Consider the following 19,565-nt stretch of genomic DNA (forward strand, 5'->3'; position numbering starts at 1 on the left):
CAACGAACAGCATGTAAGGAAGGCGAACCGTGGTTTCGAAGAAGACGTCCCGATCGCCAAAGTCGGCCGCGCCCGCTCAATCGCCCGAAGAGACAAATAAGCCCCCGTCACGTGCGGCGCGCGCACCGAAGGCGGCGGCAACTCGCGCACCGAAGAAGCCCGCGCTGGCCAAGCCCGCAGGCCGCGTCGTCACCCGCCGGAAGCGCCCCGCCAATGAGGCACCCTCGGTGCCGGACGCGGGCCAGCCGACGATCGTGGTCTCTGACGAGGAGATCCGGATCCGCGCATACTTCCTGTCCCTCGAATACCTCGGGAGCGACCGGGACGACGTGGATTTCTGGCTGCTTGCTGAACGCGAACTCCGGCCGGCAAAAAAATCCGACGACTGATCGTCCGTCGCTGGCAAGAGCCGCCCTCAGGCAGATACAATCCGCCCGTGACACCTGAACCCAGCCAGGCGCCCGGGTGGCGCAACGCATTGTTGGTGTGCGCGGCGGTACTCGCCACGACACCGATCGGCCTCGCGCAGACTCCAGCGCCCGACGCTATTCGCCCGTTCTCCATACGGGTCTCCGACGCCTCGTTGGCCGACCTGAAGAAGCGGCTCGACCTGACGCGCCTTCCCGAGCCGCTGCAGGGCCCAGGCTGGACGCACGGCACCGACATCGGTTATCTGCGCGAGCTGGTCGCATACTGGAAAACCGGCTTCAACTGGCGTGACCAGGAGAGGCGTCTCAACCAGTTCGAGCAGTTCACGACCACCATCGACGGACTTCGCATCCACTTCCTTCACCGGCGCGCCGCGCGCGCCGACGCCCTTCCCCTCCTGATCACCCATGGATGGCCAGGTTCATTCGTCGAGTTCACCAAGGCCATCGGCCCGCTGACCGATCCGGCGGCCCACGGCGGCCGCGCCGAAGACGCGTTCCACGTCGTCATTCCGTCGATCCCCGGATTTGGGTTTTCGGAGGCGCCTCGAGAGGCTGGCTTCGATCCGGCCCGCATCGCAGCCATTGAGGCCAAGTTGATGGCCCGCCTCGGCTACACGCGGTACGGCGTGCAGGGGGGTGATTGGGGATCGATCATCAGCACGCAGGTCGCCCTGCTCGACGCGCCGCACCTGGCCGGCCTCCACCTCAACATGTGCTTCGGCGCGGCACCCGCGGGCACCGACCCCAACGCGGGGTTGACGACGCGCGAACTCGAGCGGCTCAAGGCGCGGCAGGTCTTTCAGGCGGAAGAAACGGGCTATCAGCAGATCCAGGGCACCAAGCCCCAGACCCTGGGCATCGCGCTCAACGATTCCCCGGCCGGCCTCGCGGCGTGGATCGTTGAGAAGTTCCGCACCTGGTGCGACTGCGACGGGAATCCTGAGACGGTGTTCTCCAAGGACGAACTGCTGACGAACATCACCTTGTACTGGATGACGCAAACGGCCGCTTCGTCCGCCCGGATCTACTACGAGAGCCGCCACGCCCCACCGGCGGCCACCGCCGGCCGCCGGATCGAGGTGCCGACCGCCTGTGCCGACTTCCCCAAGGAAATCATCTGGTCGCCCAGGCGCTGGCTGGAGCCGCGCTACAACATCACGCGTTGGACCGAGATGCCCAAGGGCGGTCACTTCGCGGCGTTCGAGCAGCCGCAACTGTTCGTTGACGACGTGCGCGCGTTCTTCAGAAGCGTGCGATAACGCGCCTCTACTTCAGACGAAGCGCGGTCGTGTTCGTGACGCGGTAGATCGGGTAGGACTCGCCCGCCGCCAGCCCTTCCTCGATGATGTTCCACGTCACCAGGCCATCGTCACTCTCAGGCTCCAGCAGGTAGAACGCGAGCCTGGCAAGCGGCTGGTCCGCGGGCACGAACAGCGCGCCCGGCGCCACCGTCAACTGCGCCGGCTCGAAGGCGCCCTTCAAGCGCGCTTCGCGATGGCCCTGGAACACCCGCTCGGCGCGGGTGTAGCCGGCAATCGTGAACCGTTCCACCGACACCTGCGCCGGCTCGGTGATCTCCTGCACCTTCAACCCGTGCCAGCGAAGGCGCTCGACCGCCGCGGCAAGCCGCGGGTTGGTGGGAATGAGCCAGCCCTTCGGCATGGCCAGCGACCGCGTCGCCGCGAACACGCCGTAGTCCTTCATCGCCACCGGCACCGCCAGGTCGGTCATCGCCAGCATCTCTTTGCCCGATCGCGGGTTCAGCACCTTCTTGACGTCGCCGACGAAGACGCCGACTTTTTCAGGGAGGGCGCGGATCTCGAAGTCCACGCCGAGTTCGACGGGGCGGGCAGTGGGCGGCGCGGTGAACTGGCGATCCGCCTGCGCCGTCAGCGTCATGATCTGCTTCGCGTTGGCCGCCGCCGACTTCCAGATCTCGTCCACGAAGTCTTCGGTCACGTCAACGCGGCCCTTGAAGTCCAGGTAGCTGTAGGCCTCGGACAGGATGGCGATGCGGTTGCGAAGGCCGGCGTAGTTGTTGCCGAACCGCGGGCGATGGTCGAAGGTGCGCCAGGTGACGTTGCCCGGGTTGGCGGGGTCCACGCGCGAGCTCTCGCGGCCGCCGCCGTCTTCGGGCGCGAAGTTGCCGTAGTAGTAGACGCGCCAGTTGTGCTTCTTCAGCATCGCCTCGCGAATCGGCGCGAGCATGCGGTCGCGGGTGAAATCGATCAGCCGCGCGTCGGCGTTGGGATTGAGGATGGGCGAATAGGTCAGGTGGTTGGCGTGGTACGAGCCGTTGGTGGTGTGGAGATCGACCAGCACGTGCGGGTCCCACTTGTTGATCAGGCCGACCAGCGACCGCGCCTCCGCGGTGTCGAGCTTCATGTAGTCGCGATTGAGGTCGAGGCCCTTGCTGTTCTCGCGCGTGCCGACGCCCGCCACCGGGCCGTTCTGCGCGGTGCGATTCTGGACGTTCACCTTCTCGTTGCCGTCGGCGTTGTAGTTGGGCGCGAGCAGGATGACGAGTTGCCTGGTGAGCGGCTTGAGATCGCCCGACACCAGCCGGCGGGCCAGCGCCAGGATCGCCTCCTTGCCTTCGACTTCGCCGGCGTGGATGTTGGCCTGCACGAACACCAGCGGGCGCCCGAGCTTATGGGCCGCCTCCGGCGTCGTGACCCTCGGTTCGGAGATCACGAGCAGCGGCAGGTCGCGCCCGTCCTCGGTCTTGCCGAAACTCTCGGTGTGCACCAGCGGACTCGACGCCACGAGGCCGTCGATCACCCGCTGCACGTCGGCGTAGGAGCTGGTCTCTTCGTAGTTGGTGATCTCCGCGCGCGTGCGGAGATCAGGCTGCTGGGCAGAGGCAACCGTCACGACAGTCATGATGATGGCGAATGCGGTAGGAAGGCGCATGGTGCGCGAATTATGGCCCATTCGCGGCGCCCGGCAGGCGGACACCGCAGTCAGCCTCGTAATGAACTGTCCTATAAGGGCACACTAAAACAGCTCTTGGCCACTGGATCGAACATCGATTCCGCCGCCGGAAGTCGTGAATAACTGCCATTTTTGTGCGCATAAATCGACACATTCGCCAGCCTTGTCCCCGGCACGGCATGCAAGATGCAGTGTCGCTTGTATGTTCTTAAAGTCGTTTAATGTCGTTTGGTGTCGCTACAACCAGACGTGCTGCCTGGCCTAGGGGTGAGCGCCAGATGAGCATGAGCCTGCCAGGCCGGCGGAAGTCCGACCGGTCTACCTTCTTGACGCTACCGGTCCCGGCCCGCGCCTACGTCGTCGCGGTCGTGGTTGCGGGTGCGGCCTGCCTGGTTGACTCCGCGCGGGGCCTGCCGCCGCAAAGTCCCGGCCTGTTCTTCATGCTGCTGGCACTCGCCATTGCCACATCGACGGCGAAGATCGAGCTGCCGCTCGGCCGCAGCCGGTCGAACCTGTCGTTGTCGCATGCGGTGAACTTCTGGGCGCTGTTCTCGCTCGGGCCGTTGCCGACGGTGGTGATCGCGGCGATCAGCGCGTGGGCCCAGTGCACCCTGCGAACCACCGAGCGAAACCCGCGGCACCAGGTGGTGTTCAGCATTGCCTCGCTGACGGCGACGGTGTGGGTGGCCGGCCTCCCGTTGGGCGTGGTGATGGGCGCGGACCCGTCAAGCATCGCGGCGCTGGTGCGCGCGGCCGCGGTCGTGGCGCCGCTGTATTTCTTCGTCAATACCGCGCTGGTCGCCGGCGCGATCGCGCTGTCGACGCGGCAGCCGGTGGTGCGCATCTGGCATCGCAACTTCCTGTGGAGCGCGCCGAGCTACCTGGCCGGCGCGGCACTGGCGGCCGGCGCGGCGATGGCCTGGCACCGGGGCTGGTTTGGCTGGCTGGCGCTGCTGGCCGCGCCCCTGTATCTGGTCTTTCGGAGCTATCACACCGTGGTCGCGCGACTCCGCGAAGAGCAGGACGAAACCCGCCGCGCGATGGACGTGCAACTGGCGACCATCGAGGCGTTGGCGCTCGCCATCGAGGCCAAGGCCGGCTGCACGCCGGAGCATGTCCGGTCGATCCAGCTGTACGCGGCGACACTGGCTGAAGCCGTGGGCCTCTCCGACAACGAGGTGCAGGCGGTCCGCACGGCGGCCCTCCTGCACGACGTCGGCAACATGGCGGTCCCCGAACACATCCTCGCCAAACCCGATGCGCTGACGCCCGAGGAGTTCGAGCGCGTCAAGATTCACCCGCGCGCGGGCGCCGAGATCCTGCGCCAGGTGCCGTTCGGCGCGCCGGTCGCCGAGCTGGTGCTGTGCCATCACGAGCGGTGGGACGGCCTCGGCTACCCGGCCGGGCTGCGCGGCGAGGCCATTCCACTGGGCGCGCGCATCCTCTCGATTGCGGACTGCTACAGCACGCTGCAGACCGACCGCCCGTACCGTCCCGCGCGCACCGCGGTCGCGGCCCTCGCCGTGCTGCTCGAACACGCGGGCACGGCGTTCGACCCGGCGCTGGTTGATCTGTTGATCGCGCGGCTGCGCTTGTCGGCGGCCCTGCCCGTCGAGGCGCCGGCGGACCGGGGCGTGCTCCAGGACATCAGCGGGACCCACCGCGAGGAGCAGACGCTCTACGAAATCGCGCAAGCCCTTGGCTCGAGCCTGGGCGTCGAGGACGCGATGGTGCTGATTCACGACAAGGTCAGCCGGCTGGTGCCGTTCGTGACGTGCGCGCTCTTCCTGGGCAACGACAGCGACGGCTACGGCTGCCGCTACGCGCACGGCCCTGGCACCGAGGCGCTGTTCGCGTGGACGCCCAAATCGTGGAACGACCTCTCGCTCCAGCTCCCCGCCTGCGCCGACGGCCGCGCCGGACGTGGTGAGGATCTCGCTGCGCTGCTGGCCTGTCCGTTGAATTTCGACGGGCGGCGCATCGGCGGCCTCGTGATCTATCACACCGCTGCCGGCTGCTTCACCGACGAGCACCGGCGCGTGCTCGGCCGGGTCAGTGAGCAGGCCGCGGCCGTCATCTACAACTCGACGCGCTACGAGCAGACCCAGCACGAATCCCAGACCGACGCGCTGACGTCCCTTCCCAATCGACGCTCGTTCGATCAGCAGTTCGAGATCGGGCTGGCCCGGGCGGCCGGCACCGAGACCAGCGCCAGCGTCGTCGTGCTCGACCTCGATCGTCTCAAGGAGATCAACGACACCTACGGGCACGAGGCAGGCGACCGGGCGCTGCGCGCCATCGGCACGGTGCTGCGTTCGACGGTCCGCGAGAGCGACCTGTGCGCGCGCTTCGCCGGCGACGAGTTCATGGTCGTGCTGTGGGGCTGCAGCCCCGGGCACGAGGCCCGACGGGTGGCCGAGGTGCAGGGCGCGGTCAGCGACTATCCCTTTGAGCCGCGGCCGGGCGTGAGGGTCGGGCTGTCGATCAGCGCCGGCTGCGCCCGCTTCCCGGAGGATGGGCGCACGTTCAACGAGCTGCTGATGGTGGCCGACGAACGGATGTACCGCGACAAGGCGGGCCGCCGCTCACGCAACTCCGGCCGGCAACGCCGGGCGGAAGAGGCCAGCGACTGGCCGCTACTTTCCCGGTGACGTCGCCGCCGCCGCGGGCTGCAGGTACTTGTTGAACCAGTTCAGGTAACGCTGCAGGCGATCGCGCTCGTAGCTCGGAACGGTCAGGCCGTGGAACTGGCCCGGGTAAATCACGAGCTGCGTGTCGACGCCCAGGCTCTTGAGTGCCTGGTACATCTGCTCGCCGCCGGCAATCGGCACGTTGAAGTCCTTCTCGCCGCCCATGAAGAGCGTCGGCGTCTTGATCCGGTCGGCGTTGAAGAACGGATAGGACACCTTCATCCACTTGTCCTTCGCCTTCCACGGCGGCCCCATCTCCTGGTCGTACTGGATGGTGTACTGGTCCAGGCCGTACATCGTGAACTGCATCGAGCTGCCGGCGCCGCTGATCGCCGCCTTGAAGCGCGGGTCGGTGGCGATGGTGTAGTTGGTGGAGATGGCGCCGTAGCTCCAGCCGCCGATGCCGAGGCGGGCCGGGTCGGCAATCCCCTGCTTGACCGCTTCATCGACCGCGCCCAGCAGATCGACGACCTCGAGATTGCCCCAGTCGCCGTGGATCGCCTTCTGCCACGCGCTGCCGCGCCCGGCGCTGCCGCGATAGTTGATCGCCAGCACGACGTAGCCGTTGGCGGCGAGGAACTCGCGATCGAAGCTGAAGGCGTGCTGATCCTGGCCGTTCGGGCCGCCGTGGATGATCAGCAGCGTCGGGTACTTCGTGCCGGCGGTGAAGCCCGCGGGCTTCACGATCAGCCCGTGCACCTCGGTGCCGTCCTTGCTCTTCGACTGGAAATCCTCGGTCGTCGCCAACTGCAGCTCGGCGGCGAGCGTGTCGTTGTGCTTCGTCAACTGGCGGAGGTTGGCGCCCTCGAGCGCATGGACCTCGGTGAACTGCGTCGGCGAGGTCGCCAGCACCGCGAAGTTGCCGTCCTTGCCCGGGCTGAGCCCGCTGATCACGCGCCGGCCGTTGGACTTCCGCTGCATCGCGCCATTCGGATTCTCGGCCGGCACCGTCGCGACCTGGTTGGTGCGATCGTCCTGCAGGAGGAACGAGATGTGCTGCCCATCCGCGGACCAGGCCAGGTTGGAGACGGCGCGATCGAGCGCCGGCATGTAAATCGCCGGCTTGGTGGCCGGTCCGGCCGCCGCGGGCGGATTCGACGGCACCACCACCAGTTTGTTCAGGCCGTAGGCGGTGTTCGAATCGGTGTCGCTGATGAGCACGGCGATGCGGCTGCCGTCGGGACTCCAGGCCGGGCGCCCGCCCTCGCCTTCCGGCGTCTTGGTGATCTGCCTGGGCGTGCCGAAGGGCGTGGCGTCCACGGTCCACAGGTCCTCGTTGGACGTGCGATCCGGATCCGCGGCGCCGCGCTTACTGAGGAAGGCGATCTGCTTGCCGTCCGGCGACCACGACGGGTTGGCGTCGTCGGTGTTGCCCTTGGTGATCACCGTGGCGGCCTTGGTGGCGACGTCGAACACGGCGATGTGGCTGTACAGCTGCTTGAGGTAACCGCGGCGGTCTTCCTTGAAGTGATACCGATCGATCACGATGGGTGGCTCGGTCTTGCGCTTCCAGCCGTCCATTTTCTCCGGCTCGTCCGCGGGGTCCTCGTCGCTGGCGACAAACGCAATCCGCGTGCTGTCGGGCGACCACTGGATGTCGGACACCCCGCCCTTGAAGTCGCTGACGCGTTGCGCCTCGCCGCCGGATCGGTTGAGCAGCCAGATCTGGCCGCCCTTCTTCTTCTCGTCTTCGTTGCCGCGCGACGCCACGAACGCGAGGTATTTGTTGTCGGGGCTCCAGCGGGGCGACGACTCGTTGTCGGGCGACGAGGTCAGCTGCAGCTGGTCGCTGCCGTCCCACTTGACCATCCAGAGGTCGGTGTTCCGCTTGTCTTTCTCGGCGTCGATGGTCGTGACCGTGTAGGCCACCCACAGGCCGTCTGGCGACCGCTGCGGATCGCCGACGCCGAGGATCTTCGAGTGATCGTCCAGGGTGAGGGCACGCTTCGACTGGGCGGCCGGCGACAGCGGTGCCACGGCCAGCGCGAGGAGGATGACCAGGACGCGTTTCGTCATGCCGACACTATAGCCTCATGCTATTCTTCCGGCGCAATCGGCTGAGCCGGAACGTGGTCTGCAGCCGCGGTCCGGCAAGGTTCAGCTTCGGAGGTGGGCATCCCGTCACACCTCAGCGTCCCGGGAGGATACATGCGCGTTTCACGTTTTCTTATGGCGGCCGGAATGGCCCTGGCAGTGACCATCACCATGTCGGTGAGCCCACTGGCCCAGTCCAAGACCGATGAAGACTTCGACAAGCTGATGAAGGCGGTCGGTGCGGCGAACGGCGCCATGCGCGGCGCCGCCAAGGAGCAGAACGCCGCCGGCGTGTCGGCGGAAGCCGCGAAGATGGTGGCCCTGTTCAAGGACGCCCAGGCGTTCTGGACGGCTCGCAACAACGCGGAAGCCGCGGAATGGGCGGGCGCGGCGATGGGCCACGCCGACGCCGTTGCCAAGGCGGCCGACATGGGCGCAGCGATGGGCCACATGAAGGAACTGGGCGGCACCTGCCAGGCCTGCCACGCGAAGTATCGCGACAAAGACGCGAACGGCTTCATCATCAAGAAGGGCTAGTGCGTGGGGCACCCCTTGAAGGGGTGCCCTACTTCACCACGGCGGTGGCCACAATCGTGACACCGCCGTCGGTCATCATCGTCACGGTCACGCTCGCCCCCGCCGTCAGCTCCTGCTTCAGATCCGACAGCCGCACGAACGCCCCGCCGGCCTTGAGTTCCAGCGAACCATAGGACGCGACCGTCAGCTCCTTCACGGGCTTGCCGCCGTCGATCAGCTCGACCTTCCCAGCCGCCTCGCTCTTCGCCGACACCACGTAGATGTCGTACATCGTCGGGTTGTTGATCACCATGTAGACCGACGCCGGCGCGGCGGACGCCGCCGGCGCCCACGCGTCAGACGCGGTAATGGCGGGCTGTGCATGAGGTGTCGCAATCAGCAACGCGACGACGAGAGCGGTAGGCAGGAATGTCATCAAAAACCTCTGTAACGGTGCCAGGCACTACTTCGGCAGCGGCTGCGGCATGTCGGCGACCACGTAGATCATCGCCGAGACGGCGGCCGCCGCCTTCGACACTTCCTGCGGATCGATGCGATCGATGGTGTCGGCCGGCGTGTGGTGGATGGTGAAGTACTTCGTCGAATCGCCGGAGTAGGCCATCATCGGCACCTTGCCGAGCGTGGCGATCGGGCCGATGTCGGCGCCGCCGCCGCCTTCCGTCACATCCTGGAGCCCGAGCGGCGCGAGCAGCGTGGCAATGTCGGTGACCAGCTTGCGCGCGGCGTCGGATCCCGTGAAGCCGAGACGCGCCGGCGAGAACACGCCGGAGTCGGACTCGAACGCCATGACGTGGTTCGCCGCGTCTTTCGCGTGCTGATCGCGGTAGCCGTTGCCGCCGCGAGTGCCGTTTTCCTCGTTGGTGAACAGCACCACCCGCACGGTGCGCTTCGGCCGGATGTTCAACTTCTTCATCAGGCGCGCGGCCTCCCACGTCACCACGCACCCCACCCCATCGTCCGAGGCGCCGGTGCCGGGATCCCACGAGTCGAAGTGGCCGCCGAGCAGGACAATCTCGTCCGGCTTCTCGCTGCCGCGGATCTCGCCGACGACGTTGAACGACTCGACGTCGGGTTCGAAGTGCGCCTCCATCTTGAGGCGCAGGCGCACGTGGAGGCCGCGGTTGACGAGCCGCTGGATGCGCATGGTGTCTTCAACCGGGATGGCGGCGGTGGGAATCTTCGCCACCGTGTCGTCGCCGTAGTTCATGCCACCGGTGTGCGGCGTGCGCAGTCCCGTGGGGCCCACCGCCCGCACCAGCGCCGCGACGGCGCCATGCTGCGAGGCCATGCGGGCGCCGTTGCCGCGGTACGCCACGGTCTCGCCGTAGTTGGTATAGGGCACGTTGAAGAGAACGATCTTGCCCCTGGCTTCGGCCGCCCGCTTGGTGAGCTCCTCGCCATTGGCCACCACCATCACCTCGGCCTCGATGCCGGCGGGAGGCGTGGCGATGCTGCCGCCGAGACCGAGCAACGGCACGACATGGTGCGGCGGGTTGGTGATCTCGAGGCTCTCGGCGCCGCGGACCCACTTCGGCACCATCACCCGCTCGGTGTGGACGTTCTCGAGGCCGTCCTTCTTCATGGTCTCGGCGGCCCAGGCAATGGCCCGGTTCAGGTTCTCGGACCCGCTGATGCGCTGGCCATAGGTGTCGGTGAGTTCGGCCAGGCGATCCCACGCAAACTGGTCGGCGAGGGCGGCCCTGACCAGCTTGTCGGCGTTGTCGCGATACGGGTCGAGCCAGGCCGGACGGCTCTGCGCCGACGGTGACGCGACCAGGGCCACGGACAGGAGCATGAAGAGGCTGAACGCTCGAGGCATGGGGTTGATTATAGGCGGCGGGGAGCGGGCCGAAGGGTGCAACTCTTGACACCAATTGGCAGGCATCGGTGCTATAAGGTTCCGTTATCGCATTCGTCCGGGACCGTCCCCTCGAGTCCCAGGGCTGTAATGCGGGGGGAAACGTATGAATTGGAAGACTTTGAGAGTGGCGTGGATGACGTCGATCGCGCTGGCGGTGGCACTTGCGGGTGCGGCCGAAGCGCAGCAACAAACCGGTGCCATTACCGGCCGGGCCACCGACACCAGCGGAGGCGCGCTTCCGGGCGTGACGGTGTCGGTGACCAGTCCCAACCTGATCGGCGGTGCGCGCACCGCGGTCACTGATGAACTCGGTGTCTATCGCTTCACGCTTTTGCCGGGCGGCCAGTACACGATTTCGTTCGTGCTCCCGGGCTTCGCGACCTTGAACGTGCAGCAGGTAAACCTGAACGCGGGCGCCACCGCGACCATCAACGGCAAGATGGAAGTGGCGGCGTTGCAGGAAAGCGTCACGGTCACCAGCCAGTCGCCGACCATCGACCTCGAGTCGGCCAACGTCGCGGTCAACTGGGATCAGCAGAAGCTCGACGACCTGCCATCCAGCCGCAGCCTGACCGGCCTGGTGTCGATGATTCCCGGCCTCTACGCGACGTCGTTCGACGTCGGCGGCTCGAACTTCGGCACCGGCTCCGGTCCGGCCGCGCGCACCTTCGGCCGCGCCGGCGGCGGCGTGGTCAGCTACGACGGCATGATCTGGGACCAGACCTACGGCGACTTCGGCACGTATGAAGAAGCGCAGATCACGACGGCCGCCAAGGGCGCCGACGCGATGAACCCGGGCGTGACCATGAACCTGGTGGTCAAGTCGGGCAGCAACGTCTTCAAGGGCGTCGGCTCGGCGAACTACCAGTCCGGCGACTTCCAGGGCAAGAACGTCACGCCCGAACTGCTGGCCAAGGGTTACGCGCCCGGCGTGAACAAGTTCACGAGCTACAAGGACTTCTACGGTGAAATCGGCGGCCCGATCCTCAAGGATCGCCTCTGGTTCTACGCCAGCCACCGCGACGCGTCGTCCGGCAACCTGATCCCGGGCTTCATCAGCCTGGCCGATCGGCAGCAGGTCGAGTTCTACACCAAGCTGCAGGATCCGACCGGCAAGATCACCTACCAGATCACCAAGAACAACAAGTTCGAGGGCATGTTCCAGGTGGGACGCAAGTGGCAGCCGTATCGCACGGCCAGCCGGTACGTGCCGCTCGAATCGACGCAGAACCAGGACTCGTGGTCGCTGGTCGGTCCGTCGTTCAAGTGGCTCTCGATTCTTTCGTCGCGGGCGACGTTTGACGCCAGCTTGCAGCGCGGCGGCTACTGGTGGCCCGACGTGCCATGGACGACGGATGTCCGCAAGACGGATCTGGCGACCAACAACGGCCCGACGCGCGGCGCCTTCCTCGAAACCGATCGCAAGCCGCGACGCTGGCAGTACGGCGCCACCTTCGCGTACTTCGCGAACCTGTGGGGCCGGAACCACGAACTGAAGTCGGGTTACCTCGGTTGGCGCAACATGGTGGAAACCAAGAACATCGGCTACCCGAATCAGCAGCAGTATCGCTATCGCAGCCTCGCCGGCGATCCGGGATGCAACGAGGCGCAAAACTACGATGGCTGTTTCACGCGGCCCGACTCGGTGCTCGTCTACGACTACCCGAACACGACGGCCTCAGGCGAGTGGTACAACTCGGCCTACCTGAACGACAAGATCACCCTCAGCCGCAAGCTGACGCTGAACATCGGCGTGCGATTCGATCGCTACTCGAGCTTCCTGCCCGAGCAGGGCAACCCCGGCACCGGCCCCTTCGCGGCCACGAACATCTACCCTTACAAGGGTGAGGAGAACTTCCCGATCTACCAGTCGCTGGTGCCGCGCGTGTCGGCCGTCTACGACCTGACCGGCGAAGGCCGGGTGGCGGTGCGCGCCAGCTACGGCCGCTATGTCGGCGGCAGTTCCGGCGCGTCGGCGAATCCCGGACCGGGCGGCGCCGACGTCAACCCCAACGCCATCATCACGCGGACCTACTCGAACTGGGATGGCCGCATTCCGTACACGCCCGTCGCCGCCAACCTGACCTCCACGGCCGGCGGAGGCACAAGCCGTACGATCGATCCGAATCTCAAGGGGCCATTCGTAGACGAGTACACGGCCGGCCTCGACCTCGGCCTGAGCCGCGTCGTGACGTTGCAGTTCAATTACGTGCGGAAGATGGACGGCAACGGCAACCAGTCGATCAACCTGGCGCTGCCGTACGAGGCCTACACCGCAACACGGACGGGCATCGACCCGGGTCGCGACAACGTCACCGGCACCGCCGACGACCGGACGCTGATCGTCTACTCGGTGCCGAACACCTATCCGACGTTCGGTCGAAACATCGAGCGTATCGTGCAGGCCGCGGGTAACAACCGCTACCACGCATTTGGCACGACGCTGAACAAGCAGCTCTCCAACAACTACTCGTTCTTGGTGTCGTTCGACGCCGACTATCGCGACCTCCGCGACAACGCGGCGCGGAATCCGAACGAGGCGCTGTACGGTCCACAGTCCGGCAATATCTCAGGTAGCAACCTGGGCACCGGCAACTATCAGTTCGCCGCCTCGTCGTGGAACTACTCGGTGCGTGTGAGCGGCAGCTACCAGCTCCCCTGGGGCCTGATGTTCGCCACCTCATTCCTCGCCCAGAGCGGCGAGCCGTACTTCCGCGAAGTGCAGATTCGCGACGCCAGCAACACCAACATCCCGATCCGCATCGAGCCGCAGGCCGGCCGCTACGAGTGGACGAAGATTTGGGACAACAAGCTGTCGAAGCGGTTCAAGACGTTCGGCAACCAGTCGGTCGAAGGGACACTCGACCTCTTCAACTCGCTGAACACCAACACGATCTTCGGGCAGACCAATCGCAACGGGTCGACCTACCTGGCGCCGACGGACATCATCGCGCCGCGTGTGTTCCGCCTGGGCGTGCGCTACCGCTTCTAGGGAGGAGATCAGGACCCTCTCAAGATCAGGAGACATCGGCCGGGCATTTTGACAGTGCCCGGCCGATGTGCTACCTTGTGCTACATGATGGATATCGAAGTGGCGCGACGCGGCCCAGCTAGTGTCGGTGTCCGTGAATTGCGCCAGAATCTGTCGATTTACCTCGATCGCGTAAAGCTCGGGGAGACGCTGAGCGTCACCGAGTATGGTCAGGTGGTGGCCATTCTCGCGCCGCTGCCGGCCGCACAACTCACCACCCTGGAACGTCTGGTCGGCGAAGGCCGCGCGTCCGCCCCAACCCGATCGCTCAAGGCGCTTCCACCAGCCACGCCCGGCCTGCCGGGCGCACCTCGCAGTGAAGATGTGATTGCGGACCTGCGTGACGAGCGCTTGTGAGAGTCGCGTATTTTGATTCGTCGGCGATCGTCAAACTCGTGCACCTCGAGCCCGAGTCGCAGGCGCTGATCGATTACCTGGGTGATCCGGAGATCGAAGCATCAACGTCGGTGCTCGCCGAAGTCGAGGTGCTGCGGGCGCTGCGGCGCTTGCGCGCGGCCGGCTCGGAGGCCACGGAAGCGATGCGCGGGTTCTTCCTGCTGAACCTCGACGCCGGGATCCGCGAAGACGCCGGGCAGTTGGGCGCGGCAACCCTGCGTTCGCTCGACGCCATTCACCTCGCCACGGCGCTGTCGATCGACGATGAAGTCGAGTTCATCACCTACGACGAGCGCCTGGCGGCGGCGGCCCGCGAGCATCGCCTGCGAGTCGTGCAACCCGGCAGGGCCAGCACGACCAGTTTCGTCCCTGGGGTGTAGGCCGGTAGAATAGGCAACTCAGGTGCCCAAACCAGGGCCGCAGATGACACAGATAGCGCAGAAGGAAATGCCAAAAGATGCCTAAGCCCCTGAAGACTCTGTTGTTATCTGCGTCATCTGTGGCTCTGATGGTGATGTCGGTGTCATCGGCGGCCCCTGAGGCACAATCGGCGGCGTCTGAACGCACCTTTCTGAGTCGCGTGCGCCGCCTCACCGTGGAAGGCAAGCGCGCCGGCGAGGGTTATTGGTCGCCAGACGGCAAGCGCCTGGTGTTCCAGAGCGAGCGCGACCCGGCCAACCCGTTCTACCAAATCTACGTGCTCGACTTCGCCACCGGCGGCACCAAGCGCATCTCGCCCGGCACGGGCAAGACCACGTGCGCGTTCTTCCGGCCGGGCAGCGACGAGATCATGTTCGGGTCCACGCATCTCGATCCCAAGTCGAAGCAGTACCAGGATGACGAGCTGGCCTTCCGCGCCTCCGGCAAGCAGCGCCGCTACGCCTGGGACTACGACGCGTCGATGGACATCTTCGCGTTCAGCGAGAAGACCGGGACGATGAAGCAGTTGACCACGGCCAAGGGTTACGACGCCGAGGGCGGCTACTCGCCCGACGGCCAGCGGATCGTGTTCTCGTCGATGCGCGACGCCTACAACCGCACGCTGTCGGCGGCCGAGCAGAAGCAGCTCGAACTCGACGCCTCGTACTTCGCCGAGGTCTACATCATGAAGGCCGACGGCTCCGGCCAGAAACGCCTCACCGATTTGCCCGGCTACGATGGCGGCACCTTCTTCACGAAAGACGGCCGCATCGTGTGGCGCCACTTCGACGAGGGTGGCCTGATCGCCAACGTCTGGACGATGAAAGCGGACGGCACCGACAAGAAGCAGATCACCGACTTCGGCGCCATGAGCTGGGCGCCCTACGAGCACCCGTCCGGTGAGTACTTCCTGTTTGCCTCCAACAAGCTCGGCTTCGAGAACTTCGAGGTGTACATGGTGGACAAGGCGGGCACCAAGGAGCCGGTGCGGATCACCTACACCGACGGCTTCGACGGGCTCCCCGTGCCGTCGCCGGATGGCACACAGATCGCGTTCACGTCGAGCCGCGCCGGCGGCACCGGCGCCGCCGGCCAGATCTACCTGGCGCAGTGGAACCACGAGGCGGCGATGGCGGCGCTGAAGGCAGCTCCGCCGCGCAAGCCAGGCGGCAAGTAGGTAGTGCCAGGAGGCCGGCACTTCAGTGCCGGCAGCAGAGACACGAACATGAAAAACACATTTCGCCTGATTCTTGGCATCGTCGCCACGGCTTTCCTCGTGGCCACCCCGCACGCGCAGACGGCCACCGCCGTGCAGTCGCGGACCAGGACGCACGTCGAGACGCTGGCCTCCGACAAGTTCGAGGGCCGGCTCACCGGTTCGCCGGGCGAGAAGCTCGCCGGCGACTACATCATCAGCGAGCTGAAGCGCATTGGCGCCAAGCCGCTGCCGGGGATGACCGACTTCCGCATTCCGTTCACGTTCACGGCCGGCTCGAAGGACGGCGGGACGACGGTCACCGTCACCAAGGACGCCGGCGGCGCGCAGACCTTTACCGGGGCGACGACGGTGCAGGCGCTGTCGTTCTCTGATACCGCCGAGGCCACCGGGCGGGTCGTCTTCGCCGGCTATGGCCTGGTGGTGCCCGAGGCGCAGAACTTCGGCTACGACAGCTACGCCGGCCTCGAGGTGAAGGACAAGATCGTCGTGGTCTTGCGTTACTTCCCGGAAGACGCCGACCAGAAGACGCGCGCGATTCTCGCCCGCTACGCCGACCTGCGCTACAAGGCGCAGGCGGCCCGCCAGCGCGGCGCCAAGGGCATGCTCGTGATCACCGGACCGCGCTCGCCCAACGCCGGCGCCGTGGTGCCGATGAGTTTCGACACCGCCATCGCCGGCTCCGGCATTGTCGCCGCCAGCGTCGGCAGTGACGCATTCGCGCCGATCATCGCGGCGTCGGGCAAGTCGCTGGAAGAGGTGCAGAAGGAGTTCGACAGCGGCAACCCGCACGTGGCGGGCTTCGCCATCCCCGGCATCATGGTGACGCTGAAGGCCAACGTCATCCGCCAGCAGCAGACCGGCAACAACGTGGTGGCCTACCTGCCGGCGACTACCCCGACGACGGGCATCAACAAGCCGTGGGTGGCGGTGGGCGCCCATTACGATCACCTCGGCCGCGGCACCACCGGTGGGTCGCTCGCGGGCCAGGATGAGAAGAACGCCATTCACCATGGCGCCGACGACAACGCCTCCGGCACGGCCACCGCGCTCGCCGTGGCCGAGGCCTTCGGCAAGCAGGCGCGCAAGCGCAACCTGCTGATCGCGTTCTGGTCCGGCGAAGAGCTCGGCTTGCTGGGCTCGAACGCGTTTGTCACCAAGCCGCCCTTCCCGCTCGAGACGATGGCCGCCTACCTCAACTTCGACATGGTGGGCCGCGTCGCCGATAACAAGCTCACCGTGCAGGCCACCGGCACCAGCGCGATGTGGCCGAAGCTGCTCGAGCAGGCCAACGTCGCCGCCGGCTTCGACCTCGTGCTGCAGGAAGATCCCTATCAGCCGACCGACGTCGGCAGTTTCAACATCGCGAGCGTGGCCTGCCTCACCTTCTTCACTGGGGCGCACCAGGAGTACCACAAGCCCAGCGACACCGCCGAGAAGATCAACTACGAGGACCTCGTCCGCGTCGGTGAGCTGGCCTCGGGCGTCGTCAAGCGGCTGATGGATTCGCCCGACGCCCCGCTGTTCACCAAGGTCGAGCAGAAGACCGAGACCGGCGGCCGCGCCGGCCTGCGGCTGTTCACCGGCACCATTCCCGACTACGCCTCGGACGTGAAGGGCCTGCTGCTCGGCGGCGTGATTGGCGGCGGCCCGGCGGAACAGGCCGGCCTCACCAAGGGCGACGTGGTCATCGAGATTGCCGGCCAGTCGATCACCAACATCTACGACTACACGTTCGCGCTGGAGTTGCTGAAGATCGGCCAGCCCGCCAAGGTGGTGTTCATGCGCGGCGGCGAGCGCAAGGAAACCACGCTGACGCCGGCGGCGCGCAAGTAACGGTGTCGGGCACCGTTCCAGGGTTTGCGATCGTCGGCAAGGTCGCCGACTTCGAGCCGGGCAAGGGCCGCATGGTGGTGGTCAGCGGCCGCCACGTGGCGCTGTTCCGGCTCGGCGACCAGTTTCACGCGCTCGACAATCTCTGCCTCCACCGGGGCGGGCCCCTCTGTGAGGGCCCGATCGACCGGGGCGTCGTCACCTGCCCGTGGCACGGGTGGTCGTATGAGATTGCCACCGGCACCATGGTGCAGGATCCCCGCGTCGGCGTCTCGCGCCACGAGGTGCGGATCGAGGGCGACGCGGTCGCCGTTCGGCTGACGGACTGAGACGCGAGCGACGCCGCCGGGGGGCGGGCGCCGGGGTCGGCGAGGCGAGCAACGCGTCCAGCGTCTGCTGGAACGCGGCGAACGACACCGCGCCGTTCAGCCGGCGCAACGCCCGCACCTTGCCGCCTTCCATGGTACCGATGAAGAACATCGGCGTGCCGCCGACACCGGCGCGCGGTCGAGATCTCGCTGCGTCCACAGCACTACCTGTAAGCCATCGCCCACACGATGATTTTCGTGTACTGGGGATTCTATTGGCCTCCCATTCAAGAGGCGGCTCCCCTGATCGCGGCGCAGATCGTTTTTGCGTACGCCTTTGACATCCTCACCGGCGCGACCCACATCACGTGGGGTGAGGAAATCGCCACGCTGCTAACCATGCCGCCGCAGATGTATCTCTTCATCTTCCTGGTCACACCGTGCCCTTCTGGGAAGACGCATGCCGTGACGGACGGGTGAAGGCATGCGGGAACCTGGACGCAGATCAACGCGCGGTACTGTAATGGCGGATCGGGGCTTTCGCGGCAGGCACGCGGACATTCAAGCACGACGACCCCAGGATAGAAGACTACGCGCTCTTGCTTCAGGAGGGACGGGGCCCCATCGCCGACACGACGTCCTTCGATGTCTACGCCCGAGCTTGCGCACAGCGATGGGTTGCGGGTTGTGGAAGCCTCGGCGACGCCTACTTCCAGAAAGGGGGCCCGGACCGGCCTCGAGGGGTGACGCTCTGGCAGCAAGCCTGCGACAACGGACATTCGGGCAGTTGCGCCAACCTTGGCGTGATGCACCGTCTTGGAGACGGGGTTCCAAAGGACAACTCCAAGGCGGCTGCTGACATCAAGAGGGCCTGCGACCTGGGCCTTGAACGTGCGTGTGGTCTTGCAAAGGAACTGAAGGACGAAGGCTACTAAGGTCAGCCGACCCTCAACTCCAGTAGTAGACGCGGTCGCGATCTTTGCTGAGGGCCAGAAAGCCCCCCATGGTGACCCGCGCCCGTGGGCCCTCGACAGGGGCAATGCGGTGCAGGCACCGGCCCGACGCCAGCAGGAAGAAGTCGCCGACATCCAGGGTGAACTTCGCGGAGTCGAATCCCTGTTCAACGGCCTCGAGATTCCATGAATGCCCGTTGGGCATCTTCGGCGGATTGGGCGTATCCGGCGTGACCGCATAGACGCACAGCTCGCCGCCGGCTTGGGGCCGGCGCAGCAACGCGACGTAGCTGATTAGCGTCCGCGTATCGACCGTGGGTGCCAGCTCGTTGTACAGCGACAGCGGGTAGTGGTAGTCGTGATGCAAACCGATCTGCTTGCCGTTGACCAGCCGGCGCACGGTGAACGGCACGTACGACCGACCATCCGCCGCCTTCGCAACTTCCACCGGCCGGCCGCCGGCGAAGCGGCCGAGCAGCTCAGTGACCTTCGCCGCCGGCTCGAAGCCTGCGTCAAAGACATCCTGGGCCTCGGCGCTGTGCTTCTCGGCGCTTTCAAGATAGGCGTCGAGAGAGGCGCCGCGCGGCGCCTGGTAGGTAGGCGTCGCTGGCGTGTCGGTGCCGAGAATCTGGATGTCCTCCACCGGCATCTTCACGTTGGGCCGCGCCCAACCGGGGTCGGTGTCGTCGCGGTCCAGGCGATCGCCGACGGCGGCGAGCGGACCTACCGCCAGCGCCTTTCGCACGATCAACACATCAAGCTGGTCGTCGTACATCTGCGCGATGGCGTCGGCCACATCGTCCGCAGCGGCAGCGTTGACGTCGACGGAGCGGATGCGGCGGCTGTCACTAGTGGTGTTGGTCATGAGGAACCTCTCAACTCCTCGGCCATTCTATCCGACCAAAAGAAAACGGGCACGCC

Annotated in this window: 16 protein-coding genes; 11 read left to right on the forward strand and 5 right to left on the reverse strand. The window is 66.3% G+C overall.

Going from position 1 to position 19,565, the window contains the following annotated elements:
• The first annotated feature begins 29 nt into the window (after positions 1-29).
• Both WC815_16675 and WC815_16680 read left to right on the forward strand, forming a co-directional pair.
• Positions 30-389 (forward strand): DUF2934 domain-containing protein, encoded by a 360-nt coding sequence (locus WC815_16675; GenBank protein MFA5910419.1) that lies wholly within the window; start codon positions 30-32, stop codon positions 387-389.
• 47 nt (positions 390-436) lie between these two features.
• The gene (locus tag WC815_16680) at positions 437-1,690 is read left to right on the forward strand and encodes an epoxide hydrolase family protein (GenBank protein ID MFA5910420.1); all 1,254 of its coding nucleotides are present in this window, start codon (positions 437-439) and stop codon (positions 1,688-1,690) included.
• 7 nt (positions 1,691-1,697) lie between these two features.
• Here WC815_16680 and WC815_16685 read toward each other — a convergent pair whose 3' ends face one another.
• Positions 1,698-3,344, reverse strand: coding sequence for a M14 family metallopeptidase (locus tag WC815_16685; protein ID MFA5910421.1), 1,647 nt, complete (start codon positions 3,342-3,344; stop codon positions 1,698-1,700).
• Positions 3,345-3,691: 347 nt separating this feature from the next.
• Between WC815_16685 and WC815_16690 the strand changes: the two genes are divergently transcribed.
• A complete protein-coding gene (locus WC815_16690) occupies positions 3,692-6,016 on the forward strand; it encodes an HD domain-containing phosphohydrolase (protein ID MFA5910422.1) in 2,325 nt (774 codons plus the stop codon).
• On the opposite strand, the gene WC815_16695 is transcribed toward WC815_16690, so the two are convergent.
• The gene (locus WC815_16695; GenBank protein ID MFA5910423.1) at positions 6,002-8,071 is read right to left on the reverse strand and encodes a S9 family peptidase; all 2,070 of its coding nucleotides are present in this window, start codon (positions 8,069-8,071) and stop codon (positions 6,002-6,004) included. The genes WC815_16690 and WC815_16695 overlap by 15 nt on opposite strands.
• Positions 8,072-8,236: 165 nt before the next feature.
• On the opposite strand from WC815_16695, the gene WC815_16700 reads away from it, so the two are divergent.
• Complete coding sequence (locus WC815_16700; protein MFA5910424.1) at positions 8,237-8,626, forward strand: hypothetical protein; 390 nt, start codon at positions 8,237-8,239, stop codon at positions 8,624-8,626.
• A gap of 28 nt (positions 8,627-8,654) precedes the next feature.
• Here WC815_16700 and WC815_16705 read toward each other — a convergent pair whose 3' ends face one another.
• Together WC815_16705 and WC815_16710 are read right to left on the reverse strand one after the other, a co-directional pair.
• Positions 8,655-9,041, reverse strand: coding sequence for a copper chaperone PCu(A)C (locus WC815_16705; protein ID MFA5910425.1), 387 nt, complete (start codon positions 9,039-9,041; stop codon positions 8,655-8,657).
• 27 nt (positions 9,042-9,068) lie between these two features.
• Positions 9,069-10,445, reverse strand: a complete 1,377-nt coding sequence (locus WC815_16710; protein ID MFA5910426.1) for a M20/M25/M40 family metallo-hydrolase — start codon at positions 10,443-10,445, stop codon at positions 9,069-9,071.
• 175 nt (positions 10,446-10,620) lie between these two features.
• On the opposite strand from WC815_16710, the gene WC815_16715 reads away from it, so the two are divergent.
• From WC815_16715 to WC815_16745, 7 genes are all read left to right on the forward strand, one after another.
• On the forward strand, positions 10,621-13,479 hold the full coding sequence (locus WC815_16715) for a TonB-dependent receptor (protein MFA5910427.1): 2,859 nt from the start codon (positions 10,621-10,623) through the stop codon (positions 13,477-13,479).
• A gap of 84 nt (positions 13,480-13,563) precedes the next feature.
• On the forward strand, positions 13,564-13,875 hold the full coding sequence (locus WC815_16720; protein ID MFA5910428.1) for a hypothetical protein: 312 nt from the start codon (positions 13,564-13,566) through the stop codon (positions 13,873-13,875).
• Positions 13,872-14,294, forward strand: coding sequence for a type II toxin-antitoxin system VapC family toxin (locus WC815_16725; GenBank protein ID MFA5910429.1), 423 nt, complete (start codon positions 13,872-13,874; stop codon positions 14,292-14,294). Before WC815_16720 ends, WC815_16725 begins: the two co-directional genes overlap by 4 nt.
• Positions 14,295-14,494: 200 nt before the next feature.
• On the forward strand, positions 14,495-15,511 hold the full coding sequence (locus tag WC815_16730; GenBank protein ID MFA5910430.1) for a hypothetical protein: 1,017 nt from the start codon (positions 14,495-14,497) through the stop codon (positions 15,509-15,511).
• A 48-nt stretch (positions 15,512-15,559) separates the two neighbouring features.
• Positions 15,560-17,386: a M28 family peptidase gene (locus WC815_16735; GenBank protein ID MFA5910431.1), complete on the forward strand. Its 1,827-nt coding sequence runs from the start codon at positions 15,560-15,562 to the stop codon at positions 17,384-17,386.
• Between the two features lie 2 nt (positions 17,387-17,388).
• Positions 17,389-17,712: a Rieske 2Fe-2S domain-containing protein gene (locus tag WC815_16740; GenBank protein ID MFA5910432.1), complete on the forward strand. Its 324-nt coding sequence runs from the start codon at positions 17,389-17,391 to the stop codon at positions 17,710-17,712.
• 228 nt (positions 17,713-17,940) lie between these two features.
• On the forward strand, positions 17,941-18,171 hold the full coding sequence (locus tag WC815_16745; GenBank protein ID MFA5910433.1) for a hypothetical protein: 231 nt from the start codon (positions 17,941-17,943) through the stop codon (positions 18,169-18,171).
• Positions 18,172-18,639: 468 nt separating this feature from the next.
• Here the strand turns inward: WC815_16745 and WC815_16750 are convergent, their stop codons facing one another.
• Positions 18,640-19,509: a hypothetical protein gene (locus WC815_16750; protein ID MFA5910434.1), complete on the reverse strand. Its 870-nt coding sequence runs from the start codon at positions 19,507-19,509 to the stop codon at positions 18,640-18,642.
• Positions 19,510-19,565: the final 56 nt, after the last annotated feature.

It is taken from the genome of Vicinamibacterales bacterium, assembly GCA_041659285.1.
Taxonomy (GTDB): Bacteria; Acidobacteriota; Vicinamibacteria; order Vicinamibacterales; family UBA2999; genus 12-FULL-67-14b.